We start from the raw sequence: 22,771 nt of genomic DNA, 5'->3' as shown, positions 1-22,771 counted from the left end.
AGGGGAGAGTGCGCGCAGCGCTTTGGGATGAGTCCCCGTGCGCCGCGCTACTCCCAAAGGACTAGTCCGAACCCGTCCGGGTCAGCAAGGCATGGACGCGTTGCGACGCGCGTAGAACAACCACGTCACCGCCGCGCACACCACATAGAAGCCGATGAAGCACACGAGCGCGCCAACCGGTGAGCCGGTCATGTCGAGCGAGGTGCCGAAGCTCTTCGGAATGAAGAAGCCGCCGTATGCGCCCATCGCACCCGCGAAGCCGAGCACCGCCGCCGACTCCTTGCCCGCTTCGGCGAGCGCGCCGTGCTGCGCCGCATCGCCCTTGCCCTTCGCGGCGCGTTGATGCTGCGTCAGGAAGATCACGGGAATCATGCGGAAGGTCGAGCCGTTGCCAATGCCGGTGAGCGCGAACAGCACGACGAACATCGCGAGAAAGCCCCAGAAGCTGCCCTGTGCGCCGCCCAGCGCGCCGCCCGGCAGGAACACGATCACGCCGATGACCGCGACGATCATCGCGAGGAAGCTCCAGAGCGTGACGCGCGCGCCGCCGAGCTTGTCCGAGATCCAGCCGCCGACGGGGCGCGTCAGCGCGCCGGCGAGCGGCCCGAGGAAGGCCCATGCGGTTGGGTTGATGGCGGGAAACTCCGCCTTCGTGAGCAGCGCGAGGCCGGCCGAGAAGCCGATGAACGAGCCGAATGTGCCGACATACAGGAAGCACATGATCCAGTTGTGCGCGCGGCGGAAGATCACGGCCTGCTCGCTGAACGAGGCCTTCGCATCGGCGATGTCGTTCATGCCGAACCATGCTGCAATCGAGGAGACGACGATGAGCGGAATCCACACGAAGCCCGCGTTCTGCAACCAGATGCTGTGCTCGACGCCATCCTTCATCCAGGTCTGGCCGCCGCCGAGCAGGCCCGCGAACACGGCCGTCGAGATCACGATCGGCGTGACGAACTGCACGAGGGACACGCCCAGGTTGCCGATACCGGCATTGAGCCCGGTGGCGAAACCTTTACGCGCCTTCGGAAAGAAGAAGCTGATGTTCGCCATCGACGAGCTGAAGTTCGCACCGCCAAGACCGCACAGCAGGGCGAGCACGAGCAGCGTCGAATACGAGGTGGACGGATCGCGCAGCGCGAAGCCCATGCCGACGGCGGGGATCAGGAGGCTCGCCGTGGAGATCGCCGTGAAGCGGCGGCCGCCGAAAATCGGCACGAGAAACGAATAGAAGATGCGCAGCGTGGCGCCCGAAAGCGCGGGCAGCGCCGTGAGCCAGAAGAGTTCGTTCTTCGTGAAGTGGAAGCCGCCCTTGTCGAGATTGACGACCGTGACGCTCCACAGCGACCACACCACGAACGCCAGCATCAGCGCCGGAATCGAAATCCAGAGGTTACGGGTGGCGATCTGCTCGCCGGAAGCCTGCCAGAACCGGGTGTTCTCGGGTTCCCATTGGGTCAGGAGATATTTGGACATGATTGTGCTCGTACAGTAGGCGCCGCACGCGCGGCGCAAGTGGAATCATTCGGAGTACGTGGTTTCCTTGAACGCAGGCGTTGCAGCCCGAACCTTGCGCGCGAGCTTCGCGCTGCCATGCGCGAGCGCTTCGGGGCGAAACGAGAAATGCATGAACAGCAGGCTCACCACGGTCGCGCCGAACATCAGCATGAAGCAGGTGGTGCGCACGCCCGTCAGGTCGACGAGCAGGCCGAACAGGATCGGCAGCACGAAGCCCGCGAGACCGCCCGCCAGCCCCACGACGCCGGACACGGCGCCGATGTTCTCGGAGTACTCGTCGCCGATGAACTTGAAGACCGAGGCCTTGCCCACCGCCATCGCAATGCCGACGACGAACATCAGCACCGTGTAGAACACCGGGCCCGTGCTGATATGCAGACCGATCGGGCCATGCGCGCCATGGATCGTGAAATCGGTCGGCGGGTAGCTGAGCAAAAAGAAGCACGCGAGCGCGACCCACATCACGGCCCACGTCGTGCGATAGGCGCCGTAGCGGTCGGAGAGCCAGCCGCCGAGCGCGCGCAGAACGCCGCCGGGCAGCGAGAAACAGGCGGCAAGAAACGCGGCCTGCTCGATGCCGAAGCCGTACTGGTTCACGTAGTACTGCGGCATCCACAGCGACAGGCCGACATAGCCGCCGAACACGACCGAGTAGTACTGCGCGTAGCGCAGCACGCGCGCATCGGCGAGCACGCGCATCTGGCTCGCCACGGTGGCCGTGCCGGACACGCGATGCGCCGGGTTGCTCGCGGAGAACATCCAGAACAGCAGCGCGGTCAGGAGCATCGCGACGGCGTACACCTTCGGCACGATGGTCCACGTGCCGGCCGCGACGATCAGCACCGGCGCCACGAACTTGTTGAGCGCGGCGCCCGAGTTGCCCGCGCCGAAAATGCCCATGGCAAGCCCCTGGCGCGACTTCGGGAACCAGCGTGCGACATAAGGCGTGCCGACCGAAAACGACGCGCCGGCGAACCCCACGAACAGGCCGAGCACGAGGAATTGCCACAACTGCGTCGCGTACGAGACGAGCCAGATCGGCACGATCGTCGCGAGCATGGTGATGAAGAAGACCATGCGCCCGCCCACGCGATCGGTCCAGATGCCAAGCGGCACGCGAGCAAGCGAACCGGTGAGCACGGGCATCGCGGCAATCAGGCCGAATTCGGTGTCGGTGAGATGAAGCTGTTTCTTGAGCGGGATGCCGAGGATCGCGAACATCATCCAGACGGCAAAACAGATCGTGAAAGCGAACGTGCTCGAACCGAGCACGCGCCAGGCGCGGCTATCGGCTACGGGTTCCGCCTGCGGAGATAGGGCGGCTCTCATGTTTTTCCCTCTTGTCGTTTAGTTGACGTGACAAGCGTAGGAAAGACGAAAGGCGCGGCCTATTCTCCGCAGGGAGTGCGCGACGATGCGCCGCTAGATCTTAAGGACTAGTACCGGGGGGAATAAGTTGGCGCGGAAGGAAAATCGCATGCGTGCGAATGCGCCGGTGAGCAACAAGAATAATTCGAAAAGCCGTAGCGCGTCATAAAACACGCTACGGCATGATGTCGCGCTTAATCGGCGAAAGATCAGCGGAACACGACCGTCTTGTGCCCGTTGAGCACGATGCGATGCTCGACGTGCCACTTCACCGCGCGCGCGAGCGTCACGCACTCCACGTCGCGGCCAATCGCGGTGAGCTGGTCCGGCGTCATGTTGTGGTCCACGCGCTCCACTTCCTGCTCGATGATCGGGCCTTCGTCGAGATCGGACGTCACATAGTGCGCCGTCGCGCCGATGAGCTTCACGCCGCGGTCGAACGCCTGGTAGTACGGCTTCGCGCCCTTGAAGCTCGGCAGGAACGAATGGTGGATGTTGATCGCACGGCCTTCGAGCGCCCGGCAAAGCTGCGGCGAGAGGATCTGCATGTAACGCGCGAGCACCACGAGATCGACGCTTTCGCGGTTCACCACCTCGAGCACGCGCGCTTCCTGCGCGGCCTTGTCGGCTTCCGTGCCGCCGAGCAGCGGGAAGTGATGGAACGGAATGTTGTAGCTCGCGGCGAGCTGGTAGAAGTCCTTGTGATTCGAAATGATCGCCGGAATTTCGATAGGCAGCTGACCGGTGCGATAGCGGAACAGCAGGTCGTTCAGGCAATGGCCGATCTTCGAGACCATGATGACGACGCGCGGCTTCACGTTCGCGTCATGCAGTTCCCAACGCATGCCGAACTCTTGCGCGAGCGGTTCGAACGCGCTGCGCAGGCCGTCGAGGCCCGGGTCGCCGCCCACCTGCTGGAAGTGCACGCGCATGAAGAACTCGCCCGTGTGGCTGTCGCCGAACTGGGCCGAGTCGAGAATATTGCTGCCGCGATCGAACAAAAAGCCCGACACGGCATGCACGATGCCCGGCCGGTCGGCGCACGACAGTTTGAGAATGAAGCTGTGATCGGTCGACATGACCTGGGTAACTCCCGTCAATACTTTGGTGTTGCTAAAAGGGCTTTGGGCTTAAAAGAACCGGCGCCCTTTCACAGCGTCGGCGGTTCGAAGATCGCGGCAATGCCCTCGCACGCGTCTTCGTCTATCCATTGGCGGCGCAGCAGGCAGTCGAGCGTCGCAAGGCTCGCGTCCACCGTCATCGCACCTTCTTCGATCCAGCGCGCGGCTTCGTCGATACGCGCGAGGCGATGCTCGCCTACCTCGCCGTCCTGGTTGTGCGGCACGAAGTCGGCCGGGAGCACGAGATCGTAGATGAAGATCTGCTCGGCCTGCGTGCCTTCCGGCAGCGACTGCAGCACGTGCACGGTGCGGCCCGCGCGCGCCTCGCGCGCGAGGTCTTCGGCGATGCCCGCTTCTTCCCAGCACTCCTTCACGAGCGTGGCCTCGATGCCGAAGCCCCAGCCGATGCCGCCCGCCACGACGTTGTCCAGCATGCCGGGGTCGGTCGCCTTGGTGTCGCTGCGCCGCGCGATCCACAATTGCGGCGCGCCGGGCGACACGGAATCTGCGTATTCTACGATGCCGTTCAGATGCAACGCGTACGTCATCGTGCCGAAAAAGCGCGAGGCCGCGCGTTCGATAAAGGCGAGCGGCGGCGCGTCGAAGGCGTTGCGGATCGCGTAGGTTTCGTTGCGCCAGCCCGGAATGTGCCCTTGCCCCGCGAGTGCGCCGATCACCGAGGCAAGCGCTGCGCTGCGTGCATCGACGCTATCGAAGTGCGGGGCGAGCGTCACGCGCGCGCTGCCCGCATCGCCGTCGATCTCGAACACGTCGGGCCAGCGTGCGAGCAGCGCCACGTCGTTCTGGCGTATCCAGCCCACGCGCTCGTCACCGATATGAAACGGCAGATGCGTGCCGGCGTCGAAACGACGCGCGTCGAGAATGCAAGGCAAGGTCATCGATCAGGACTCCGTAGATCAGTCGCGCAGGGCGATGCGAATGCCGATGGCGATGAAGGTGAGGCCAGCGAGACGATCGAGCCACACGCCCGCGCGCGGGCGGCGCTTGAGCCAGCCGCCGATCGTGCCCGCGCACAGCCCGAAGAGCGAGAACACCACGACCGTTTGCGCCATGAACACGAGGCCGAGTTCGAGCATCTGCAGCGTGACGCTTTGCGCGCCATGCGAGTCGACGAACTGCGGCAGGAACACGACGAAGAACAGCGTCACTTTCGGATTCATCATGTTGCCGATCACGCTCTGCCGAAAGATCGCGGCAAGCGGCTGGCGCGGCCGGTCGCCGGCGGCGGCGAGGCCCTGGCTGCGCAGCGCCTTCACGCCGATCCACACGAGATAGGCGGCGCCCGCGAGCTTGAGGATCTGGAACGCGAGCGGCGACGAGCGCAGCACGGCGGCCACGCCGAGCGCGGCGAGCGTAATGTGGAACGTCACACCCGTGGCGAAGCCGAGCGCGGCCACGAGACCGGCGGCGCGGCCCTGCGAAATGCCGCGCGCGAGCACCTGAAGGTTGTCGGGGCCCGGCGCGAACGTGATGGCGATGGACGTGGCGAGAAAGAGCGCGAAATTCGGCATGAGATCGACTCGTGGCGTGATGCGTTCGGGTTTCAGTGGCCGCCGAAGGCGGTCACGGTGAAGAGCGACAGGCCGGCATCGGTGAGCAGCTTCGAGCCGCCCAGATCCGGCAGGTCGATGATCGCGGCGCCCTCCACCACGCTCGCGCCGAGGCGTTCGAGCAGCAGCTTGCCGGCCATCATGGTGCCGCCGGTGGCGATCAGGTCGTCGACGATCACGACGCGGTCGTCCTTGCCGCAGGCGTCCTCGTGAATTTCGACCGTCGCTTCGCCGTATTCGAGCTGGTAGGTTTCGGAGACGGTCTTGTACGGCAGCTTGCCGATCTTGCGGATCGGAATGAAACCGACGTTCAGCTCGTAAGCGACGATCGGCCCGATGATGAAGCCGCGCGCATCGAGCCCCGCCACGTAGTCGAGCTTCGCGTCGACATAGCGCTCGACGAACAGGTCGATCAGCACGCGCAGGCCCTTCGGATGGCCAATGAGCGGCGTGATGTCGCGGAACTGCACTCCCGGCTGAGGCCAGTCGGGCACCGTGCGGATCAGGCTCTTCACGAACTGGGCGGCTTCGGCGCTCGGGTTCGCAGGTGCGTTGGACATGATTTCTCCGGGTAATGACTAGTAAAGAACAGCGGTTGGACGGTTTAAACGGGGCAGGACCCCGAAGGCGCGATGTCGAGACGGGACGGCGATCGTAGCGGCGGCGGCGTATCAGGCCGCCGCCGCGCCCGCGCCGGCCGCGCCCGGCTTGCGATGGCGCGAAAGCCGCTCCTCGGCCTGCGCGAGCTGCTCGGGCAAACCGCGCAGCACGACGATGTCGGCCTCGCGCAGCCTCGTCGACGGGTCCGGCTCCACACCGCGAATGCCGTGGCGGCGAATCGCCGTCACCTCGACGCCGAGTTCGTACAGGCCCAGTTCCGCGAGCGTACGGCCCACGGCATCGGCGCGCTCGTCGACCGGTACGGATTGTAGCCGCACCTGCTCGTGACCGTCCTCGCCCACATCGTCGGTACCGTGGAAGTAGCCGCGCAGGAGGCTGTAGCGCTCGTCGCGCAGTTCCTCCACGCGGCGCACCACGCGCCGCATCGGCACGCCCATCAGCACCAGCATGTGCGAGGCGAGCATGAGGCTCCCCTCCACGATCTCCGGAATCACCTCGGTCGCGCCCGCGGCGAGCAGGCGTTCGAGATCGGCGTCGTCCACCGTGCGCACGATCACGGGCAAGGTCGGCTCCAGCTCGTGAATGTGATGGAGTACGCGAAACGCCGATTGCGTGTTCGCATACGTGATCGCCACGGCTGCCGCACGATGGATGCCCGCCGCGACGAGCGACTCGCGGCGCGCCGCGTCGCCGAACACCACCGACTCGCCCGCGGCCGCGGCAGCCGCCACGCGGTCCGGGTCGAGGTCGAGCGCCACGTACGAGAGGCCTTCGTATTCGAGCATGCGCGCGAGGTTCTGCCCCGCGCGGCCATAGCCGCACACGATCACGTGGCCGCTTTGCTTGATGCTTTGCGTGGCGATGCGCGTCATCATCAGCGACTGCTGCATCCATTCCGTCGAGGAGAGGCGCAGCACGATGCGGTCCGCGTTCTGGATCAGGAACGGCGCGGCGAGCATCGACAGCAGCATGGCCGCGAGGATCGCCTGGAGCAGCGTGGCATCGACGAGATGCTTGTCGAGAATGAGGTTCAGCAGCACGAAGCCGAATTCGCCGGCCTGCGCGAGGCCGAGGCCCGTGCGCATGGCCACGCCCGGCGAAGCGCCGAAAATCCGCGTGAGCGCGGTGATGAGCACGGCCTTGAGCACGAGCGGCCCAAGGAAGAATGCCGCCACCATGATGGGGTGCTGCCAGATCACGTGCGGGTTGAGCAGCATGCCCGTGGTCACGAAGAAGAGGCCGAGCAGCACGTCGCGAAACGGCTTGATGTCCTCTTCCACCTGGTGCTTGTACGGCGTTTCGGCGATCAGCATGCCCGCGATGAAGGCGCCGAGCGCGAGCGAGAGGCCGAACTTGTCGGTGATGAACGCCGCGCCCAGCGTGACGAGCAGCACGTTGAGGACGAACAGCTCCTGCGAGCGGCGCCGCGCGACCACGTTGAACCAGCGCGTCATGAACTTCTGCCCGACGATGAGCAGAATGCCGAGTGCGAGCACGATCTTCACGGCCGCCGTGCCGAGCGACTCGACGAGCGAAGCCGACGAGCCACCGAACGCCGCAATCACGATGAGCAGCGGCACCACGGCCAGATCCTGGAACAGCAGCACGCCCAGAATGTTGCGGCCGTGTTCCGATTCGATTTCGAGCCGCTCGGAAAGCATCTTGCTGACAATGGCCGTGGACGACATGGCGAGCGCGCCGCCCAGCGCCACGCACGCCTGCCACGTGATATGGACCCACGGCTCCAGCACGAGCCCGAGCACGAGCGCCACCACGATCGTGCCGAGCACCTGCGAGAGCCCGAGGCCGAACACGGCGTGGCGCATGGCGCGCAGCTTCGAGAGCGAGAACTCGAGGCCGATGGAGAACATCAGGAACACGACGCCGAACTCGGCCAGGTTCTGCGCGCCGTGCGTGTCCGGCACGATGCCGAGCGAGCGCGGGCCCACGAGAATGCCGACCGTGAGATAGCCGAGCATCGGCGGCAGATTCAGATAACGAAAGAGCACGACGCCAACCACCGAGGCGAGCAGCAGGAACAGCGTCATTTCCAGCGGGGAGATCATCGTGTGAAGCGTCCTCGTTCGTCGGCCGCGGTTTGCGTGAGCGGCAATGCAAATTCTGCCCGGCGCCGGGTCAATGATCGACGCAAAGGCGGCTACATGGGAAGGGCTCAGAGAAACTGCTTGCTGGATAAGCCAGGCGGCTCGCGCACGGGGTTTGGGCGCTGGGGGCGCTGGCGCGGCGCGCAGACGCCTTTGCTATACTCCGCGGATGATAGCGAAAATCAATGGCGACCGGGCGCTGAAGCTCGCACGCGACGTGCTCGACATCGAAGCGGACGCCGTGCGCGGGCTTCGCGACCGGCTCGACGACAACTTCGTCGGCGCGGTCGACCTCATCCTCAGCTGCCGCGGACGCGTGGTCGTTTCCGGCATCGGCAAATCGGGTCACATTGCCCGCAAGCTCGCGGCCACGCTGGCCTCCACGGGCACTCCGGCGTTCTTCGTGCATCCGGCGGAAGCGAGCCACGGCGACCTCGGCATGGTCACCGCGGACGACGTCTTCATCGGCCTGTCGAATTCCGGCGAATCCGAAGAACTCGTGGCGATCCTGCCGCTCGTCAAGCGCATCGGCGCGAAGCTCATCGGCATGACGGGCAATCGCCCGCAGTCGACGCTCGGCCAGCTCTCTGACGTCCATCTGGACGCCGGCGTGGAGAAGGAAGCCTGCCCGCTGAACCTCGCGCCCACGGCCAGCACGACGGCGGCGCTCGCGCTCTCGGACGCGCTTGCGGTGGCGGTGCTCGACGCGCGCGGCTTCGGTGCCGACGACTTCGCGCGCTCGCATCCGGGCGGCGCGCTCGGCCGGCGCCTCCTGACCTACGTGCGCGACGTGATGCGCACCGGCGACGAAATCCCGAAGGTGGGCGACGACGTGACCGTACGCGACGCCCTCTTCCAGCTCACGGCCAAGCGCATGGGCATGACGGCGGTCGTCAACGCCGACGGCCACGTCGCCGGCATTTTCACCGACGGCGACCTGCGCCGCGTGCTCGAGCGCGTGGGCGATTTCCGCGACCTGCCGATCGCGCAGGTCATGACGAAAGGCCCGCGCACCATCGGGCCGGATCAACTTGCTGTCGAAGCCGTGGAACTGATGGAGCGCCATCGCATCAATCAGATGCTGGTCGTCGATGCCGAGGGCACGCTGATCGGCGCGCTCAACATGCACGACCTGTTTTCCAAGAAGGTGATCTGATGGCTACCCCACTCGACGCAACCGCGCGCGCCGCGCGTGTGCGCCTCATGATTTTCGACATCGACGGCGTACTGACCGACGGCGGCCTGCTCTTCACCGGCGCCGGCGACACGATGAAGGCGTTCAACTCGCTCGACGGCCACGGCGCGAAACTCCTGCGCGAAGCCGGCATCGACACGGCCATCATCACCGGGCGCCGCTCGGAAATCGTCGCCGTGCGCGCGAAGGAGCTGAAGATCACGCACCTGTGGCAGGGCGTGGAAGACAAGCGCGTGGCATTCGCCGAACTGCTCTCGCAAACGGGCATTGCCCCCGAAGCGTGCGGCTACATGGGCGACGACTGGCCCGACCTCGGCGTGATGCTCCAGTGCGGCTTCGCCGCCGCCCCCGCCAACGCCCATCCGGACGTGCTGTCGCGCGCCCACTGGGTGTCCGACAAGGTAGGCGGCCACGGCGCCGTGCGCGAAGTCACCGACCTGATCCTGCGCGCGCAGAACCATTACGACTCGTTGCTCGCCGAGGCCTGCGCGCCGCTGGCCGGGATGCCGCGATGAACCAGAAGTTCCGCCTCACCTCGCTCGTGCCGCTCGTGTGCGTCGCCGCGCTCGCCGGTTTCACATGGTGGCTGCTGCAGGCCGTCCAGCCGCGCGAAAAAGAGGCGGCGCCGCGTGCGCTCACGCATACGCCCGACTATTTCGCCGACAACTTCTCGGTGTCCGAACTCGACCAGTCGGGCTCCACGCAGTACCGGCTCACCGCCACGCACATGGTTCATTACGAGGACGACGAGAACAGCGACCTCACGAACCCGGCCGTGCGCGCATTCCAGCCCGGCAAGCCGATCGTCACGGCCACCGGGCTGCGCGGCACGGTCAACGCCGACGCCTCGATCGTCAATCTGTACGACGACGCGCGCATTCTGCGCGCGGCTGGCGCAGGCGACCCGGAAATGCAGGCTGATTCCGAGCATTTCAAAGTGCTCGTGAATGACGATGTGATCCTGACCGAAAAGCCGGTTAAACTTCGACGCGGCCAGTCGGTCATGACGGCCACCAGCGGCATGAACTACAACAATGTCACCCGGGTCATCCAGCTCTTCGGCAACGTCCGTGGAGCCATCGCCCCGGCTGACTCCGGCGGCTCGTCCTGAACGCCGGGCCGTCCACGCAAGGCACGATTGCATGAACGATTCGCTTCCCCGTCCACTGAACGGCCGTTCGCCTGACGCGCGCCGCGCACGCTTCGCTGCGCTGATGGCGCTCGCCAGCGCGCTGCTGTTCGCCGGCTTCGCGCCCGCGGCCCACGCCGAGCGCGCCGACAAGGACAAGCCGCTCAATATCGAAGCGGACAACATGACGTACGACGATCTGAAGCAGCAGACCGTCTTCACCGGCCACGTGGTCGCCACCAAGGGCACGATCCTCATCAAGGCCGACAAGCTCGTCGTGACGCAGGACCCGCAGGGCTACCAGTACGCAACCGGCACCGTCGCGCCGGGCACGCCCGCCGAAAAGCTCGCCTACTTCCGCCAGAAGCGCGAAGGCCTCGACGAATACGTCGACGGCACGGCTGAGCGCATCGACTACGACGGCAGGCAGGACCTGACCACGCTCACGACGCGCGCCACCGTGCGCCGCCTGCAGGGCCTCTCCACCGTGATGGATCAGGTCCACGGCAGCGTCGTCACGTACGACGGCCAGAACGACTTCTACACGGCGAAGTCGGGCAAGGACGTCGCAGGTCCCGGCAACCCGGGCGGCCGCGTTCGCGCCATGCTCTCGCCGCGCAACACCACCGGCGCACAGCCGACCGCCGGCGCCCCGGCAGCGCTCACGCCGTCCACCAAGCTGCAGGAAGCGCCGCCACAGTGAATACCGTCACCGCCCCCCAAAGCTACGGCCGCCAGCTGGCCGGCAAGACGAGCACGCTCGTCGTGCGCAACCTGAAGAAGCGCTACGGCTCGCGCACCGTCGTCAAGGACGTTTCGCTCGACGTGAAAAGCGGCGAAGTGGTCGGTCTGCTCGGCCCCAACGGCGCCGGCAAGACCACGTCGTTCTACATGATCGTGGGCCTCGTGCCGCTCGACGCCGGCGAGATCGACCTCGACGGCCAGTCCATCAGCCTGTTGCCCATTCACAAGCGCGCGGCGCTCGGTCTTTCGTATCTGCCGCAGGAAGCTTCGGTGTTCCGCAAGCTCACCGTCGAGGAGAACATCCGCGCGGTGCTCGAACTGCAGGTGGACGGCAACGGCAAACGTCTGTCGAAAGACGTCATCACCGAGCGTGCCGAAGCGCTGCTCGACGAACTGCAGATCGCGCATCTGCGCGAGAACGCGGCGCTGTCGCTCTCGGGCGGCGAACGCCGGCGCGTTGAAATTGCGCGCGCGCTCGCAACCGATCCGAGCTTCATCCTGCTCGACGAGCCGTTCGCGGGCGTGGACCCGATCGCCGTGCTGGAAATCCAGAAGATCGTGAAGTTCCTCAAGCAGCGCAACATCGGCGTGCTGATCACCGACCACAACGTGCGCGAGACGCTTGGCATCTGCGACCACGCGTACATCATCAGCGACGGCACCGTGCTCGCGGCCGGCGCGCCCGGCGAGATCATCGAGAACGAAAGCGTGCGCCGCGTTTATCTCGGCGAACACTTCCGCATGTAAGCTCCAGGGCGCGCCTCGCGCGCCCACTCACCGCAGTACCGCAGCGCCCGCCCGCGCGCGCGATCCGCATTCGCGTTTTTCCGGCCTTATCTTTCGCGTTTCCCCGTGTAACTCCGCTGTATCGACCTTGCCCCCAAAACGGTGCACAGCAGGGCGAGCGGCGACCCTGTTTGCGCACCAAATTCCGGGCACACGGCAGCGCGGCACACGCTCGTTTTTGCGAATGTCCCGTGGTTTCGTCCGCGTGGCAAACTCTTTACAATGGTTCGCACACCGCCATGAAAGCCAGCCTCCAACTCCGCCTCTCGCAGCATCTTGCGCTCACGCCACAACTGCAACAGTCCATCCGGCTGCTGCAGCTGTCGACGCTCGAACTGCAGCAGGAGGTCGCAACGGCGATCGCGCAGAACCCGCTGCTCGAGAACGAGGACGACTGGATCGCGAGCCCGCTGCGCGTGGCCGCAGACGGCTCGGTCATCGCGCAGCCGCCCACGCCTTCGGGCGCGGAGCCGATGCAGGGCGCGACCGGGTCGACCACGGCATCCAACGGCAGCGGCGAAAACAGCGAGAGCGAGCCGCGCGGCGTGGATGAGTACGACGGCCTCGGCGGCGACTCGAACGGCGACGCGAGCCAGTGGAACCTGGACGACTACGGCCGCTCCGGCAACGCCTCCGACGACGACGACCTGCCGCCGCTGCAAATCCACGAATCGACCACCACGCTGCGCGACCATCTAATGGCGCAGCTGCGCGAAACGAACGCGAGCCAGCGCGACCGCGCGCTCATCACGTTCCTCATCGAATCGCTCGACGAAGACGGCTACCTCAGCGCGACTTGTGAGGAAATTCTTGCCGACATCCCTGAAGAGCTCGAAGTCGACGTCGATGAATTCAATGCGGCGCTAGCGCTGCTGCATAGCTTCGACCCCGCGGGCGTGGGTGCGCGCTCGGCCTCCGAGTGCCTCAAGTTGCAGTTGCTGCGCGTCAATTCGTCGCCCACGCGCACGCTCGCGCTCGAGATCGTGTCGAACCATCTGGAACTGCTCGCCGCGCGCGATTTCACGCGGTTGCGCAAGCAACTGAAGACGGGCGACGACGAGCTGCGCGATGCGCATGCGATGATCCGCTCGCTCGAGCCGTTCCCGGGCGCGTCGTATGGCAAGGCCGAAGCCGATTACGTGGTGCCGGACATCATCGTGAAGAAGGCCGGCCAGAACTGGCATGCCGAACTGAACCCGGAGGTGGTGCCGAAGCTGCGCATCAACCATCTGTACGCGAATATTCTGCGCAATAACCGCGGCGACCCGGGCAGCGGTTCGCTGCGCCAACAGCTGCAGGAAGCGCGCTGGCTGATCAAGAATATCCAGCAGCGCTTTGAGACGATCCTGCGTGTCGCGCAGGCTATCGTCGAGCGTCAGAAGAACTTTTTCGTGCACGGCGAAATCGCCATGCGCCCCTTGGTTTTGAGGGAGATTGCTGATACGCTGGGCCTACACGAATCAACTGTCTCGCGTGTGACAACCGGTAAATACATGCTGACTCCATTCGGGACACTTGAATTTAAGTACTTCTTCGGATCGCATGTTTCAACGGACACCGGAGGCGCTGCATCGTCCACCGCCATCCGCGCCCTCATCAAGCAACTCATAGGAGCCGAGAACACCAAATCCCCTCTTTCAGACAGCCGCATCGCCGAACTGCTGGCGGAACAGGGCTTCGTGGTCGCGCGACGCACAGTCGCGAAGTATCGTGAGGCGTTGAAGATTCCAGCGGTCAATCTGCGCAAGTCTCTTTAGCTTGTTCCGGCTTTCACGGAGCAAGCGTTTTCCGGTCGCTACGCCCGTTGGCGGACATGGCCGGCCGAGTTAGCCCGCCGTCGCAGGCCTTTCGGGGAGCCGCGCACTGGCAGACAGTCGACCGGCATTGCCGCACTTCACGCGTCACGCGGCCATTAGCCTGGAGAAGCACTATGAATCTGAAGATCAGTGGACACCATCTCGAAGTAACGCCAGCGTTGCGAGAATACGTGATCACCAAACTGGACAGGGTGCTAAGACATTTCGATCAGGTAATCGATGGCAATGTGGTCCTCTCGGTCGACAACCATAAGGAAAAGGATAAGAGACAGAAGGTTGAAGTGAACCTTCATCTGAAAGGCAAGGACATCTTTGTGGAGAGCGCGAACGGCGACATGTACGCCGCCATCGATCTCGTGGTCGACAAGCTCGATCGCCAGGTCGTACGTCACAAAGACCGCGTGCAGGGACATCAACATGAGGCGATCAAGCACCAGCCTGCGCCCATCATCGAAATCCCGCCGCAGTGATCCCACAGTGTTCCTTGTGGCAATCTGCGCCATGAACCGGGGCTGGAGTCGATAGTTGATCCTCCGCCCCACGAAGCCAAGCCGCCCGAACCGGGCGGCTTTTTCGTGAGTGGGTGCAGTGCAGGGTTTTACCGCTGGGTGCAACCGGAGCACGAGGGTTGCGCTCATGCGTGGCGCATCGCACCATCGGCGTGAGCGCTTGTTCTATAATGATCCAGTCGTATTACGGGGTCTAACGGGGCAATTCGCACCAACAGGTCCCCACGGTCCCGGCACCGGGCTTCGTCGCCAGATCCAAAGCTGCCGCCAAAGCGGGCAGCGGTCGGGGTGTGAAGCATTCAGGCCACGTTTTCGCCTGCCAACATGAATCGTTTAGCCAAAATACTTCCCATCGAGAACGTCGTCGTCGGCCTGTCCGTTACCAGCAAGAAACGCGTCTTCGAACAGGCTGGCCTGATCTTCGAAAACCAGAACGGCATCGCCCGCAGCACGGTTACCGACAATCTTTTCGCACGCGAGCGCCTTGGCTCCACGGGCCTCGGCGAAGGCGTCGCGATCCCGCACGGCCGCATCAAGGGCCTGAAGCAGCCGCAGGCCGCCTTCGTGCGCCTCGCCGAGCCGATCGCCTTCGAAGCGCCAGACGGTCAGCCCGTCTCGCTCCTCATCTTCCTGCTCGTGCCGGAACAGGCCACGCAGCAGCACCTTGAAATCCTGTCCGAGATCGCACAACTGTTGTCGGATCGCGAAACACGTGAGCGGCTCCATACGGAAGAAGACCGCGAAACGTTGCATCGCCTGCTCACCCAGTGGCAACCTTGATGTAATACGCGGCGGCGTCTCGCGGGGCGCGCGAGCGGGTACGCGCGGCCGAAGAGCGCGCGCGCGAAGCTCGTTGCAGGGGTGAAGCGCAAGGCGCAAGCAGCCGCGAGCCAACCGGGTCACACAATCTAGTCAGCCGTTAAGCGAGTCATCTCGCGGAGTCACCGACTCATGGACACTTCCAGCATCAACGCCCAAAGCATCTTCGACGACAACGCCACCACGCTGAAACTCAGCTGGCTGACGGGGCACGAAGGCTGGGAACGCGGCTTTTCGACCGAAACGGTGGCGACGGCCACGGCGAGCGCGGACCTCGTCGGCCACTTGAACCTCATCCACCCGAACCGCATCCAGGTGCTCGGCGACGCCGAAATCCATTACTACCAGCGCCAAACCGACGAAGACCGCTCGCGTCACATGGCCGAGCTGATCGCACTCGAGCCGCCGTTCCTCGTGGTCGCCGACGGCATGACCGCGCCGCCCGAGCTGGTGCTGCGTTGTACGCGTTCGTCCACGCCGCTCTTCACCACGCCGATGTCGGCGGCCACCGTCATCGACAGCCTGCGCCTTTACATGTCGCGCATCCTCGCGCCGCGCGCGACGCTGCACGGCGTGTTTCTCGACATTCTGGGCATGGGCGTGCTGCTCACGGGCGACTCCGGTCTCGGCAAGAGCGAACTGGGTCTGGAACTGATCAGCCGCGGCCATGGCCTCGTGGCCGATGACGCCGTGGATTTCGTGCGCCTCGGCCCCGATTTCGTCGAAGGCCGCTGCCCGCCGCTCTTGCAGAATCTGCTCGAAGTGCGCGGCCTGGGTCTGCTCGACATCAAGACGATCTTCGGTGAAACGGCCGTGCGCCGGAAGATGAAGCTCAAGCTCATCGTGCAACTCGTGCGCCGCCCGGACGGCGAGTTCCAGCGTCTGCCGCTGGAAAGCCAGACCGTGGACGTCCTTGGCCTGCCGATCAGCAAGGTCACGATCCAGGTGGCCGCGGGCCGCAACCTCGCCGTGCTGGTCGAGGCCGCCGTGCGCAACACGATCCTGCAATTGCGCGGCATCGACACGCTGCGCGACTTCATGGACCGCCAGCGTCTTGCCATGCAGGACCCCGACAGCCAGTTTCCCGGCAAGCTGATCTGACGCACGAAGACGCGTGGCCGGCGAGGTGCGGCCGGCGAGGCGCGCGATTCACGCCGCGCGCCCTCGAAACAAGCCTCTGCGGCCCGGAGAGCCAATACAGGCGCGCGGATCGGATGCTATGATGACCCAATCGGGTTCATCGACTCTCCCATGCGTATCATCCTGATCACCGGCATTTCGGGTTCCGGCAAGTCAGTGGCGCTCAATGCGCTCGAAGACGTCGGCTATTACTGCGTCGACAATCTGCCGCCGCGCTTTCTTCCGCAACTCGCGCAATATCTCAGCGACGACGGCTACGAACGCCTCGCCGTTGCTATCGATGCGCGCTCGAGTTCGTCGTTCGACGACATGCCGGAGATGATCCGCGACCTGGCGCTTCGCCACGACGTGCGCGTGCTGTTCCTCAATGCGAGCACGCAGTCGCTCATCCAGCGCTTCTCGGAAACACGTCGCCGCCATCCGCTTTCAGGCTCCGCCGCACACGATGCGAACGTGGGCATGCTCAAGTCGCTCGAAGAAGCCATCGAGCACGAGCGCGAACTCGTCTCGAACCTTGCCGAATTCGGCCATCAGGTCGACACGAGCAACTTGAGTTCCAACGCGCTGCGCCAGTGGGTGAAGGTGTTCGTCGAAGGCGAGCGCGGCTCGCTCATGCTCACGTTCGAATCGTTCGGCTTCAAGCGCGGTGTGCCGCTCGACGCGGATCTCGTGTTCGATGTTCGCACGCTGCCGAACCCGCATTACGACGCTCGTCTGCGGCCGCTCACCGGGCTCGATCAGCCCGTGATCGACTTTCTGAATGCGCAGCCGGCCGTCCACGAAATGATCGACGATGTTTATGCGTTCGTCGCGAAGTGGCTGCCGCATTTTCGCGCCGACAACCGCAGCTATCTCACCGTTGCGATTGGCTGCACGGGCGGACAGCATCGTTCGGTGTTCATCGCCCAGACGCTCGCCACGCGCTTTGCCGGCGAGTCGAACGTTATCGTGCGTCACCGCGACGCGCCTCTCGATGTCGGAGAGTCGTCACGGCTGATCGCCTAACCGGCTGCGCATCGCGCGGCCCTTAACCGAAAGCGTTGCGCCATGTCCTCGTCTCCTGCCGTGCTTGCCGATTTGCCGCTGTTCCCGCTGCATACGGTGCTCTTCCCTGGCGGCCTGCTGCCGCTCAAGATCTTCGAAGCGCGATACCTGGACATGGCGAGCGAGTGCCTGCGCGAGCGCACGCCGTTCGGCGTGTGTCTGCTCAAAAGCGGCGCCGAAGTCGCACAGCCCGACGAGACCGCCGTGCCGGAGTCCGTTGGCTGCCTCGCGCTCATCGAGCAATGCGATGTCGAAACCGTCGGCATGCTGCACATCAAGGCACATGGCACGCAGCGCTTTCATCTGCTCTCGCATCGCGTGGAAGCCGACGGCCTGCTCGTGGGTATGGCCGAACTGATTCCCGAAGACATACCGCTAGAAGGCGGCAAGCAGCTTGCGCAATTCGGCGCGTGCGCGGAAGTGCTCGAGCGCATCATCGCGACGATTCGCGAACGCGATCCCGCGAGCCTGCCGTTTGCGGAGCCGTTTCGCTTCGGAGATCCCTCGTGGGTATCGAACCGTCTCGCCGAGGTGCTGCCAATCGCACTGCGCGCGCGTCAGAAGCTCATGGAGCTGAACGACGCGGGCGCGCGTATCGAAATCGTGCATCACTACATGCAGCAGCATCAGCTGCTTTGATGCGACGTTGACGCTGCTTTCTCGCTGACTCAGATCAGCGGTCCACGCAATCCGTCGAGCAGCTTGCGCACAGGCGCAGGCACCCCATACGCGTCGATATTGGAAAGCGACACCCATGCGCTCTGTCCATCGTTCACTTCGAGCGGCCCGACGTTGCGCTTCAGTTCGATCACGCGCGGCTCGATGTCGAGCTTGAAGTGCGTGAACGTGTGCGTAAGCGGCGCGAGCGTGGAGCTTGAGGCCGCACGCTCAGGCGTCACGCCGAACTCACGCGCGCGTTCGGCGAGCGCGGGTTCGTCGGCCGCTTCGGGCAGGCTCCACAAACCGCCCCAGATACCCGATGGTGGGCGCTTCTCCAGCATCACCGCGTCGCCGTCGAGCAGCACGAGCATCCACGTGCGCCGCGTGGGCACGGTCTTCTTCGGGCGCGCGGCGGGTAGTTCGCGCTGACGTCCCGTCGTATTCGCCACGCAGTCGTCGGCAAACGGGCAACGCGCACAGTCGGGCTTGCCACGCCCACACAGCGTCGCGCCGAGATCCATCAAGCCTTGCGTGTACGCGCTTACATCGGCGTCGCTCGCTTTGGGACCCGGCACGAGCGTTTCGGCGAGCGTCCACATCGCGTTCTCTACGCGCTTTTCGCCAGGAAAGCCTTCCACGCCGAACACGCGAGCAAGCACGCGCTTCACGTTGCCGTCGAGAATCGTCTCGCGCGCGCCGAACGCGAACGATGCGATCGCCGCCGCCGTCGAGCGGCCAATGCCGGGCAGTTCTGCGAGTGCCTCGACCGTCGACGGAAATTTGCCGCCGTGGGTTTGCGCGACCACCTGCGCGCAGCGGTGCAGATTGCGCGCGCGCGAGTAGTAGCCAAGGCCGGCCCAGAGCGCCATCACGTCGTCGTCGGGCGCGGCGGCGAGCGATTCGACCGTGGGAAAGCGCTCGAGAAAACGCGCGTAGTACGGAATCACGGTCGAGACCTGGGTCTGCTGCAGCATGATTTCCGAAAGCCAGATGCGATACGGGTCGCGCGTGTTCTGCCACGGCAGATCGTGACGGCCGTGCTCGCGCTGCCAGGCAATCAGGCGCGGCGCAAAGCCGGTGAGCAGTTCAGCGGGATAGGCGCCAGCCGGCAGCGGCGCGGAGGTGGACGAAGTTCGGTACATGTCAAAGCTTGGTGCTTACCGCTGGCAGCGCGGACAGAAATAAGTGGAACGCTGGCCCTGCACGATCTGCTTGATCGGCGTGCCGCACACGCGGCAGGGTTGGCCCGCGCGGTCATAAACGAAGTATTCGAGCTGGAAATAGCCGCTTTGGCCGTTGCTGCCGACGAAATCGCGCAGCGTGCTGCCGCCCTTCTCGATGGCCGAGGCGAGCACGGCGCGCACGGCGTCCGCGAGCAGTTCGTAGCGCGCGAGCGAAACGCGCCCGGCCGGGGTCGTCGGCCGGATACCGGCGCGGAACAGACTTTCCGACGCATAAATGTTCCCGACGCCCACCACGATGTCGCCCGCGAGCAGTGCCTGCTTGACGGCGACCTTGCGCCCGCGTGTCTCGCGAAAGAGCAGCGCGCCGTCGAAGGCCGGCGTGAACGGCTCGATGCCGAGCCCCGCCAGCAGCGGATGCCCGAGCACGTCGCCCGCTTCGCGCGGGTGCCAGAGCACGGCGCCGAAACGGCGCGGGTCGCGAAAGCGCAGCGTGAAATCGTCGAAGAACCAGTCGACGTGGTCGTGCTTCTCAGCGGCCGGAGGCTTGGGCAGATTGCGCAGCACGCGCAGCGTGCCGGTCATGCCCAGGTGCACGATGAACCAGCCTTCGTCGACCTCGAACAGCAAATATTTGCCGCGCCGGCCAACGGAACGGATCGTGCGGCCGCGCAGCGTACGGGCGAGCGTGGCCGGCACAGGCCAGCGCAATGAGGGGTTGCGCACCTCCACACGCTCAACGCGGCGGCCCGCGACCCACGGTTCGATCCCCCTTCGGGTAACCTCAACTTCTGGCAACTCTGGCATGTCTGGCGGCCTGATTCCGATGCTGGTCCGGGTTGGTCTGCAACTTGCGTAAACGTGTGTGCGCGTTGTGCGCGTATTGTAGCCAGCGCGTTACAATCGACCGAAACATTCGACGGAATTCCATGGAACTGTCTTTCGTTAAGCTGTTCGCGAAGCGTCCCACGACGCCCAGCATGCCTGCCGCCTTCGCGCGTCGCCTCGTAGGGGCCGCTGTTCTCGCGGCCTGGGCGTTGACCACGTCGAGCGCGTATGCGCAGGATCCGTCCCCCGACACGGACGACACTTCCGTCACCATGCCGGACGCTTTCGGTCCCGCCTCGCCCGACGAGAAGAAGGATCTGCCGAGCGTACCGCTGTCGAGCCAGATCGTCTTCCAGGTGCTCGCCGCGGAAATCGCATTGCAACGCGACCAGCCTGCGCCCGCCTTTCAAACGTATCTCGCGCTCGCGCGCGACACGCACGACCCGCGCATGGCGCAGCGCGCGACCGAAATCGCGCTCGCGGCGCAAAGCCCTTCTGACGCACTGACCGCGGTCCAGCTTTGGCAGCAGTACGCGCCCGACTCCGAGCGCGCCGCGCAACTCGACGCCTCGCTGCTCGTGCTCGCCGGCAAGCCCGACGACGCCCAGCCGCTGCTCGCGCGCGAACTGGCGAAAGTCCCGGCTGACAGCCGCGGCCAGGCCATCCTCTCGTTGCAGCTTCTGCTGTCGCGCGGCCCGAATCGCGTGGGCGGCCTGAATGTGCTCAAGACGCTGCTCAAGGACGACTTGAACCGCCCCGAGGCGCAGCTCGCGATCGGCCGCCAGCAACTGCTCGCCGACGACGTGCCCGGCGCGCGCAAGTCGTTCGAGCAGGCGCTCGCGCTCAAGCCCGACTACCTTCCCGCCGCGCTGATGCTCGCGCAGATGGGGCCGGAGGAGCGTGCCGAAGGCATTGCGTCGATCGAGAAGTACGTCCAGCAGAACCCGAAGTCGCGCGAAGGCCGTCTTGCACTCGCGCAAACGTATCTCGCCGCCGACCGACTCGACGACGCACAAAAGCAGTTCGAGATCCTGCACAAGGAGAACGCGAACGACCTGATGCCGCTCATGGCGCTTGCGCTCATCAGCGTGCAGCAGAAGAAGTTCGACGCTGCGCAGAAGTATCTGACGCAATACGCACAACTGGCCGAGAAGAATCCGGCCGCGGACCCCGGTCAGGCCTATATCTACCTCGCGCAACTCTCGGTCGAGCAGAAGGACGATGCCGGTGCGCAGAAGTGGCTCGACAAGATCCAGCCGAGCAGCCAGCAGTACGTGCCGGCCCAGATCACGCGTGCGCAAATCCTGGACAAGGAAGGCAAGACCGACGACGCGCGCCGACAGCTCGCGAGCATTCAAGCCGAAGATCCGCGCGACCAGGCGCTGATCGCGCGCACCGACGCCGCGATCCTGTTCGACGCGAAGCGCTACCCGGAAGCCGAGGCACGCCTCGCGAAGGCGACCGCCGACTTCCCGGACGACCCGGACCTCACCTATGACTACGCGATGGCCGCGGAAAAGAACGGCCATTACGACATCATGGAAGCGCAACTGCGCAAACTGATCAAGACGCAGCCTGACAATCCGCAGGCCTACAACGCGCTCGGCTACTCACTCGCGGACCGCAACCAGCGCCTGCAGGAAGCCGACAAGCTGGTTGAAAGAGCCTCGGCGCTCGCCCCGGACGACGCGTTCATCATGGACAGCGTGGGCTGGGTGAAATACCGCCTGGGCGACAATGCCGACGCGATCAAGCTCTTGCGCAAGGCCTACAGTCTCCAGCCGAACGCGGAAATTGGCGCGCACCTCGGCGAAGTGCTCTGGAAGAACGGCGACCAGGACGGCGCACGCGCAGCGTGGCGCGAGGCCCGCAAGCTCGAACCCGACAACGACACGCTCCTGAAGACGCTCAAGCGCCTCCAGGTCAACGATCTCTGATGGCAGATTTTTTCACTTCGGTTTCCTCAAAGGCACTATCCGCTGCGCGCGCCGCCCGCTTTGTGCGGCGCGCGTCGCTTGGCGCAGCAGCGGCAGCGCTCCTTGTACTCGCGGGCTGCGCCACGCAACAGCCGCCGCGCCAGCCGTCCACCTCGAACGCCACGACCTCGCTGACTACACAAACGAGCCGCGCCTATCATGGCCGTTTCGCTGTGCAGTACGTCGACCAGAACGGCCAGCAGCGCAACGCGTACGGCAACTTCGACTGGCGCGAGACCGACTCCACGGTGACGCTGCAACTGCTCAATCCGCTCGGCCAAACGCTCGCGCTCGTCACGTCCGCGCCGTCGCAAGCCACGCTGGAGCTGCCCAACCGTCAGCCGCTAACGGCCGACAACGTGAGCACGCTCATGCAGCAGGCGCTCGGCTTCGCACTGCCCGTGGAAGGGCTGCGCTACTGGCTGCAGCCATCGGTTGCGCCCTCGTCGCACGCGCGCACCACGCCCGATCCGCAGAATCCGCAGCGGCTTTCGCAGATCGAGCAGGACGGCTGGACCATCGATTACGTCGCCTATGCAGACACGCCGGGCACGGGCGTGAAGCGCGTCAATCTCACGCGCGAAGATCCGCCGCTCCAGATCAAGCTCGTGCTCGACCAGTAAGCGCGCCGGTTACTGT

The 22,771-nt window shown here is 65.1% G+C and carries 22 protein-coding genes; 13 read left to right on the top strand and 9 right to left on the bottom strand.

The window, feature by feature from the left end; translation table 11 throughout:
* Positions 1–81 precede the first annotated feature (81 nt).
* The 7 genes from U5A65_RS17205 to U5A65_RS17175 form a co-directional block, all read right to left on the bottom strand.
* A complete protein-coding gene (locus U5A65_RS17205; RefSeq protein WP_321934332.1) occupies positions 82–1,476 on the bottom strand; it encodes a NarK family nitrate/nitrite MFS transporter in 1,395 nt (464 codons plus the stop codon).
* Between the two features lie 45 nt (positions 1,477–1,521).
* Positions 1,522–2,847 carry a nitrate/nitrite transporter gene (locus U5A65_RS17200; RefSeq protein WP_321946850.1) on the bottom strand — a complete coding sequence of 442 codons (1,326 nt, stop codon included), beginning with the start codon at positions 2,845–2,847 and terminating at the stop codon, positions 1,522–1,524.
* 248 nt (positions 2,848–3,095) lie between these two features.
* A complete protein-coding gene (purU, locus tag U5A65_RS17195) occupies positions 3,096–3,965 on the bottom strand; it encodes a formyltetrahydrofolate deformylase (protein ID WP_321907700.1) in 870 nt (289 codons plus the stop codon).
* A gap of 71 nt (positions 3,966–4,036) precedes the next feature.
* Complete coding sequence (locus U5A65_RS17190) at positions 4,037–4,906, bottom strand: NUDIX hydrolase (protein ID WP_321946849.1); 870 nt, start codon at positions 4,904–4,906, stop codon at positions 4,037–4,039.
* Between the two features lie 18 nt (positions 4,907–4,924).
* A complete protein-coding gene (locus U5A65_RS17185; RefSeq protein WP_321934335.1) occupies positions 4,925–5,539 on the bottom strand; it encodes a LysE family translocator in 615 nt (204 codons plus the stop codon).
* A 32-nt stretch (positions 5,540–5,571) separates the two neighbouring features.
* Positions 5,572–6,138: an adenine phosphoribosyltransferase gene (locus U5A65_RS17180; RefSeq protein ID WP_321907697.1), complete on the bottom strand. Its 567-nt coding sequence runs from the start codon at positions 6,136–6,138 to the stop codon at positions 5,572–5,574.
* 111 nt (positions 6,139–6,249) lie between these two features.
* Complete coding sequence (locus U5A65_RS17175) at positions 6,250–8,265, bottom strand: cation:proton antiporter (RefSeq protein WP_321934336.1); 2,016 nt, start codon at positions 8,263–8,265, stop codon at positions 6,250–6,252.
* 208 nt (positions 8,266–8,473) lie between these two features.
* Here U5A65_RS17175 and kdsD point away from each other — a divergent pair, with 208 nt between their 5' ends.
* The 11 genes from kdsD to U5A65_RS17120 all read left to right on the top strand — a co-directional run bounded on the left by kdsD (position 8,474) and on the right by U5A65_RS17120 (position 18,126).
* On the top strand, positions 8,474–9,460 hold the full coding sequence (kdsD, locus tag U5A65_RS17170) for an arabinose 5-phosphate isomerase KdsD (RefSeq protein WP_321907693.1): 987 nt from the start codon (positions 8,474–8,476) through the stop codon (positions 9,458–9,460).
* Positions 9,460–10,014 carry an HAD family hydrolase gene (locus U5A65_RS17165; protein ID WP_321946848.1) on the top strand — a complete coding sequence of 185 codons (555 nt, stop codon included), beginning with the start codon at positions 9,460–9,462 and terminating at the stop codon, positions 10,012–10,014. Before kdsD ends, U5A65_RS17165 begins: the two co-directional genes overlap by 1 nt.
* Positions 10,011–10,610, top strand: coding sequence for an LPS export ABC transporter periplasmic protein LptC (gene lptC / locus U5A65_RS17160; RefSeq protein ID WP_321907689.1), 600 nt, complete (start codon positions 10,011–10,013; stop codon positions 10,608–10,610). Before U5A65_RS17165 ends, lptC begins: the two co-directional genes overlap by 4 nt.
* A 31-nt stretch (positions 10,611–10,641) precedes the next feature.
* Entirely contained in the window at positions 10,642–11,331 is a 690-nt protein-coding gene (lptA, locus tag U5A65_RS17155) for a lipopolysaccharide transport periplasmic protein LptA (RefSeq protein ID WP_321907687.1), read from the top strand.
* Positions 11,328–12,119 carry an LPS export ABC transporter ATP-binding protein gene (lptB, locus tag U5A65_RS17150; protein ID WP_321907686.1) on the top strand — a complete coding sequence of 264 codons (792 nt, stop codon included), beginning with the start codon at positions 11,328–11,330 and terminating at the stop codon, positions 12,117–12,119. The genes lptA and lptB overlap by 4 nt, the downstream gene beginning before the upstream one ends.
* A 278-nt stretch (positions 12,120–12,397) precedes the next feature.
* Positions 12,398–13,915 (top strand): RNA polymerase factor sigma-54, encoded by a 1,518-nt coding sequence (locus tag U5A65_RS17145; protein WP_321907684.1) that lies wholly within the window; start codon positions 12,398–12,400, stop codon positions 13,913–13,915.
* A 173-nt stretch (positions 13,916–14,088) separates the two neighbouring features.
* On the top strand, positions 14,089–14,445 hold the full coding sequence (gene hpf / locus U5A65_RS17140; protein ID WP_028201861.1) for a ribosome hibernation-promoting factor, HPF/YfiA family: 357 nt from the start codon (positions 14,089–14,091) through the stop codon (positions 14,443–14,445).
* A gap of 363 nt (positions 14,446–14,808) precedes the next feature.
* Positions 14,809–15,264, top strand: a complete 456-nt coding sequence (gene ptsN, locus U5A65_RS17135; RefSeq protein WP_028201860.1) for a PTS IIA-like nitrogen regulatory protein PtsN — start codon at positions 14,809–14,811, stop codon at positions 15,262–15,264.
* A 171-nt stretch (positions 15,265–15,435) separates the two neighbouring features.
* On the top strand, positions 15,436–16,404 hold the full coding sequence (gene hprK / locus U5A65_RS17130; protein ID WP_028201859.1) for an HPr(Ser) kinase/phosphatase: 969 nt from the start codon (positions 15,436–15,438) through the stop codon (positions 16,402–16,404).
* Positions 16,405–16,554: 150 nt separating this feature from the next.
* Positions 16,555–17,448 carry an RNase adapter RapZ gene (gene rapZ / locus U5A65_RS17125; RefSeq protein WP_321907682.1) on the top strand — a complete coding sequence of 298 codons (894 nt, stop codon included), beginning with the start codon at positions 16,555–16,557 and terminating at the stop codon, positions 17,446–17,448.
* Positions 17,449–17,490: 42 nt separating this feature from the next.
* Positions 17,491–18,126: an LON peptidase substrate-binding domain-containing protein gene (locus U5A65_RS17120; RefSeq protein ID WP_321907680.1), complete on the top strand. Its 636-nt coding sequence runs from the start codon at positions 17,491–17,493 to the stop codon at positions 18,124–18,126.
* Positions 18,127–18,155: 29 nt separating this feature from the next.
* Here the strand turns inward: U5A65_RS17120 and mutY are convergent, their stop codons facing one another.
* Together mutY and mutM are read right to left on the bottom strand one after the other, a co-directional pair.
* Positions 18,156–19,289, bottom strand: a complete 1,134-nt coding sequence (gene mutY, locus U5A65_RS17115; RefSeq protein ID WP_321946847.1) for an A/G-specific adenine glycosylase — start codon at positions 19,287–19,289, stop codon at positions 18,156–18,158.
* A gap of 15 nt (positions 19,290–19,304) precedes the next feature.
* The gene (gene mutM, locus U5A65_RS17110) at positions 19,305–20,135 is read right to left on the bottom strand and encodes a bifunctional DNA-formamidopyrimidine glycosylase/DNA-(apurinic or apyrimidinic site) lyase (RefSeq protein ID WP_321907677.1); all 831 of its coding nucleotides are present in this window, start codon (positions 20,133–20,135) and stop codon (positions 19,305–19,307) included.
* Between the two features lie 122 nt (positions 20,136–20,257).
* On the opposite strand from mutM, the gene U5A65_RS17105 reads away from it, so the two are divergent.
* The gene (locus U5A65_RS17105) at positions 20,258–22,093 is read left to right on the top strand and encodes a tetratricopeptide repeat protein (protein ID WP_321907675.1); all 1,836 of its coding nucleotides are present in this window, start codon (positions 20,258–20,260) and stop codon (positions 22,091–22,093) included.
* The gene (gene lolB / locus U5A65_RS17100) at positions 22,093–22,755 is read left to right on the top strand and encodes a lipoprotein insertase outer membrane protein LolB (protein WP_321907673.1); all 663 of its coding nucleotides are present in this window, start codon (positions 22,093–22,095) and stop codon (positions 22,753–22,755) included. Before U5A65_RS17105 ends, lolB begins: the two co-directional genes overlap by 1 nt.
* Positions 22,756–22,771: the final 16 nt, after the last annotated feature.

The sequence above is a fragment of the Paraburkholderia sp. J10-1 genome, assembly GCF_905220165.1.
In the GTDB taxonomy this organism is placed as follows: domain Bacteria; phylum Pseudomonadota; class Gammaproteobacteria; order Burkholderiales; family Burkholderiaceae; genus Paraburkholderia.
The sequence above is the reverse complement of the archived record's forward strand: the minus strand, read 5'-3'. Positions and strand labels throughout refer to the sequence as shown.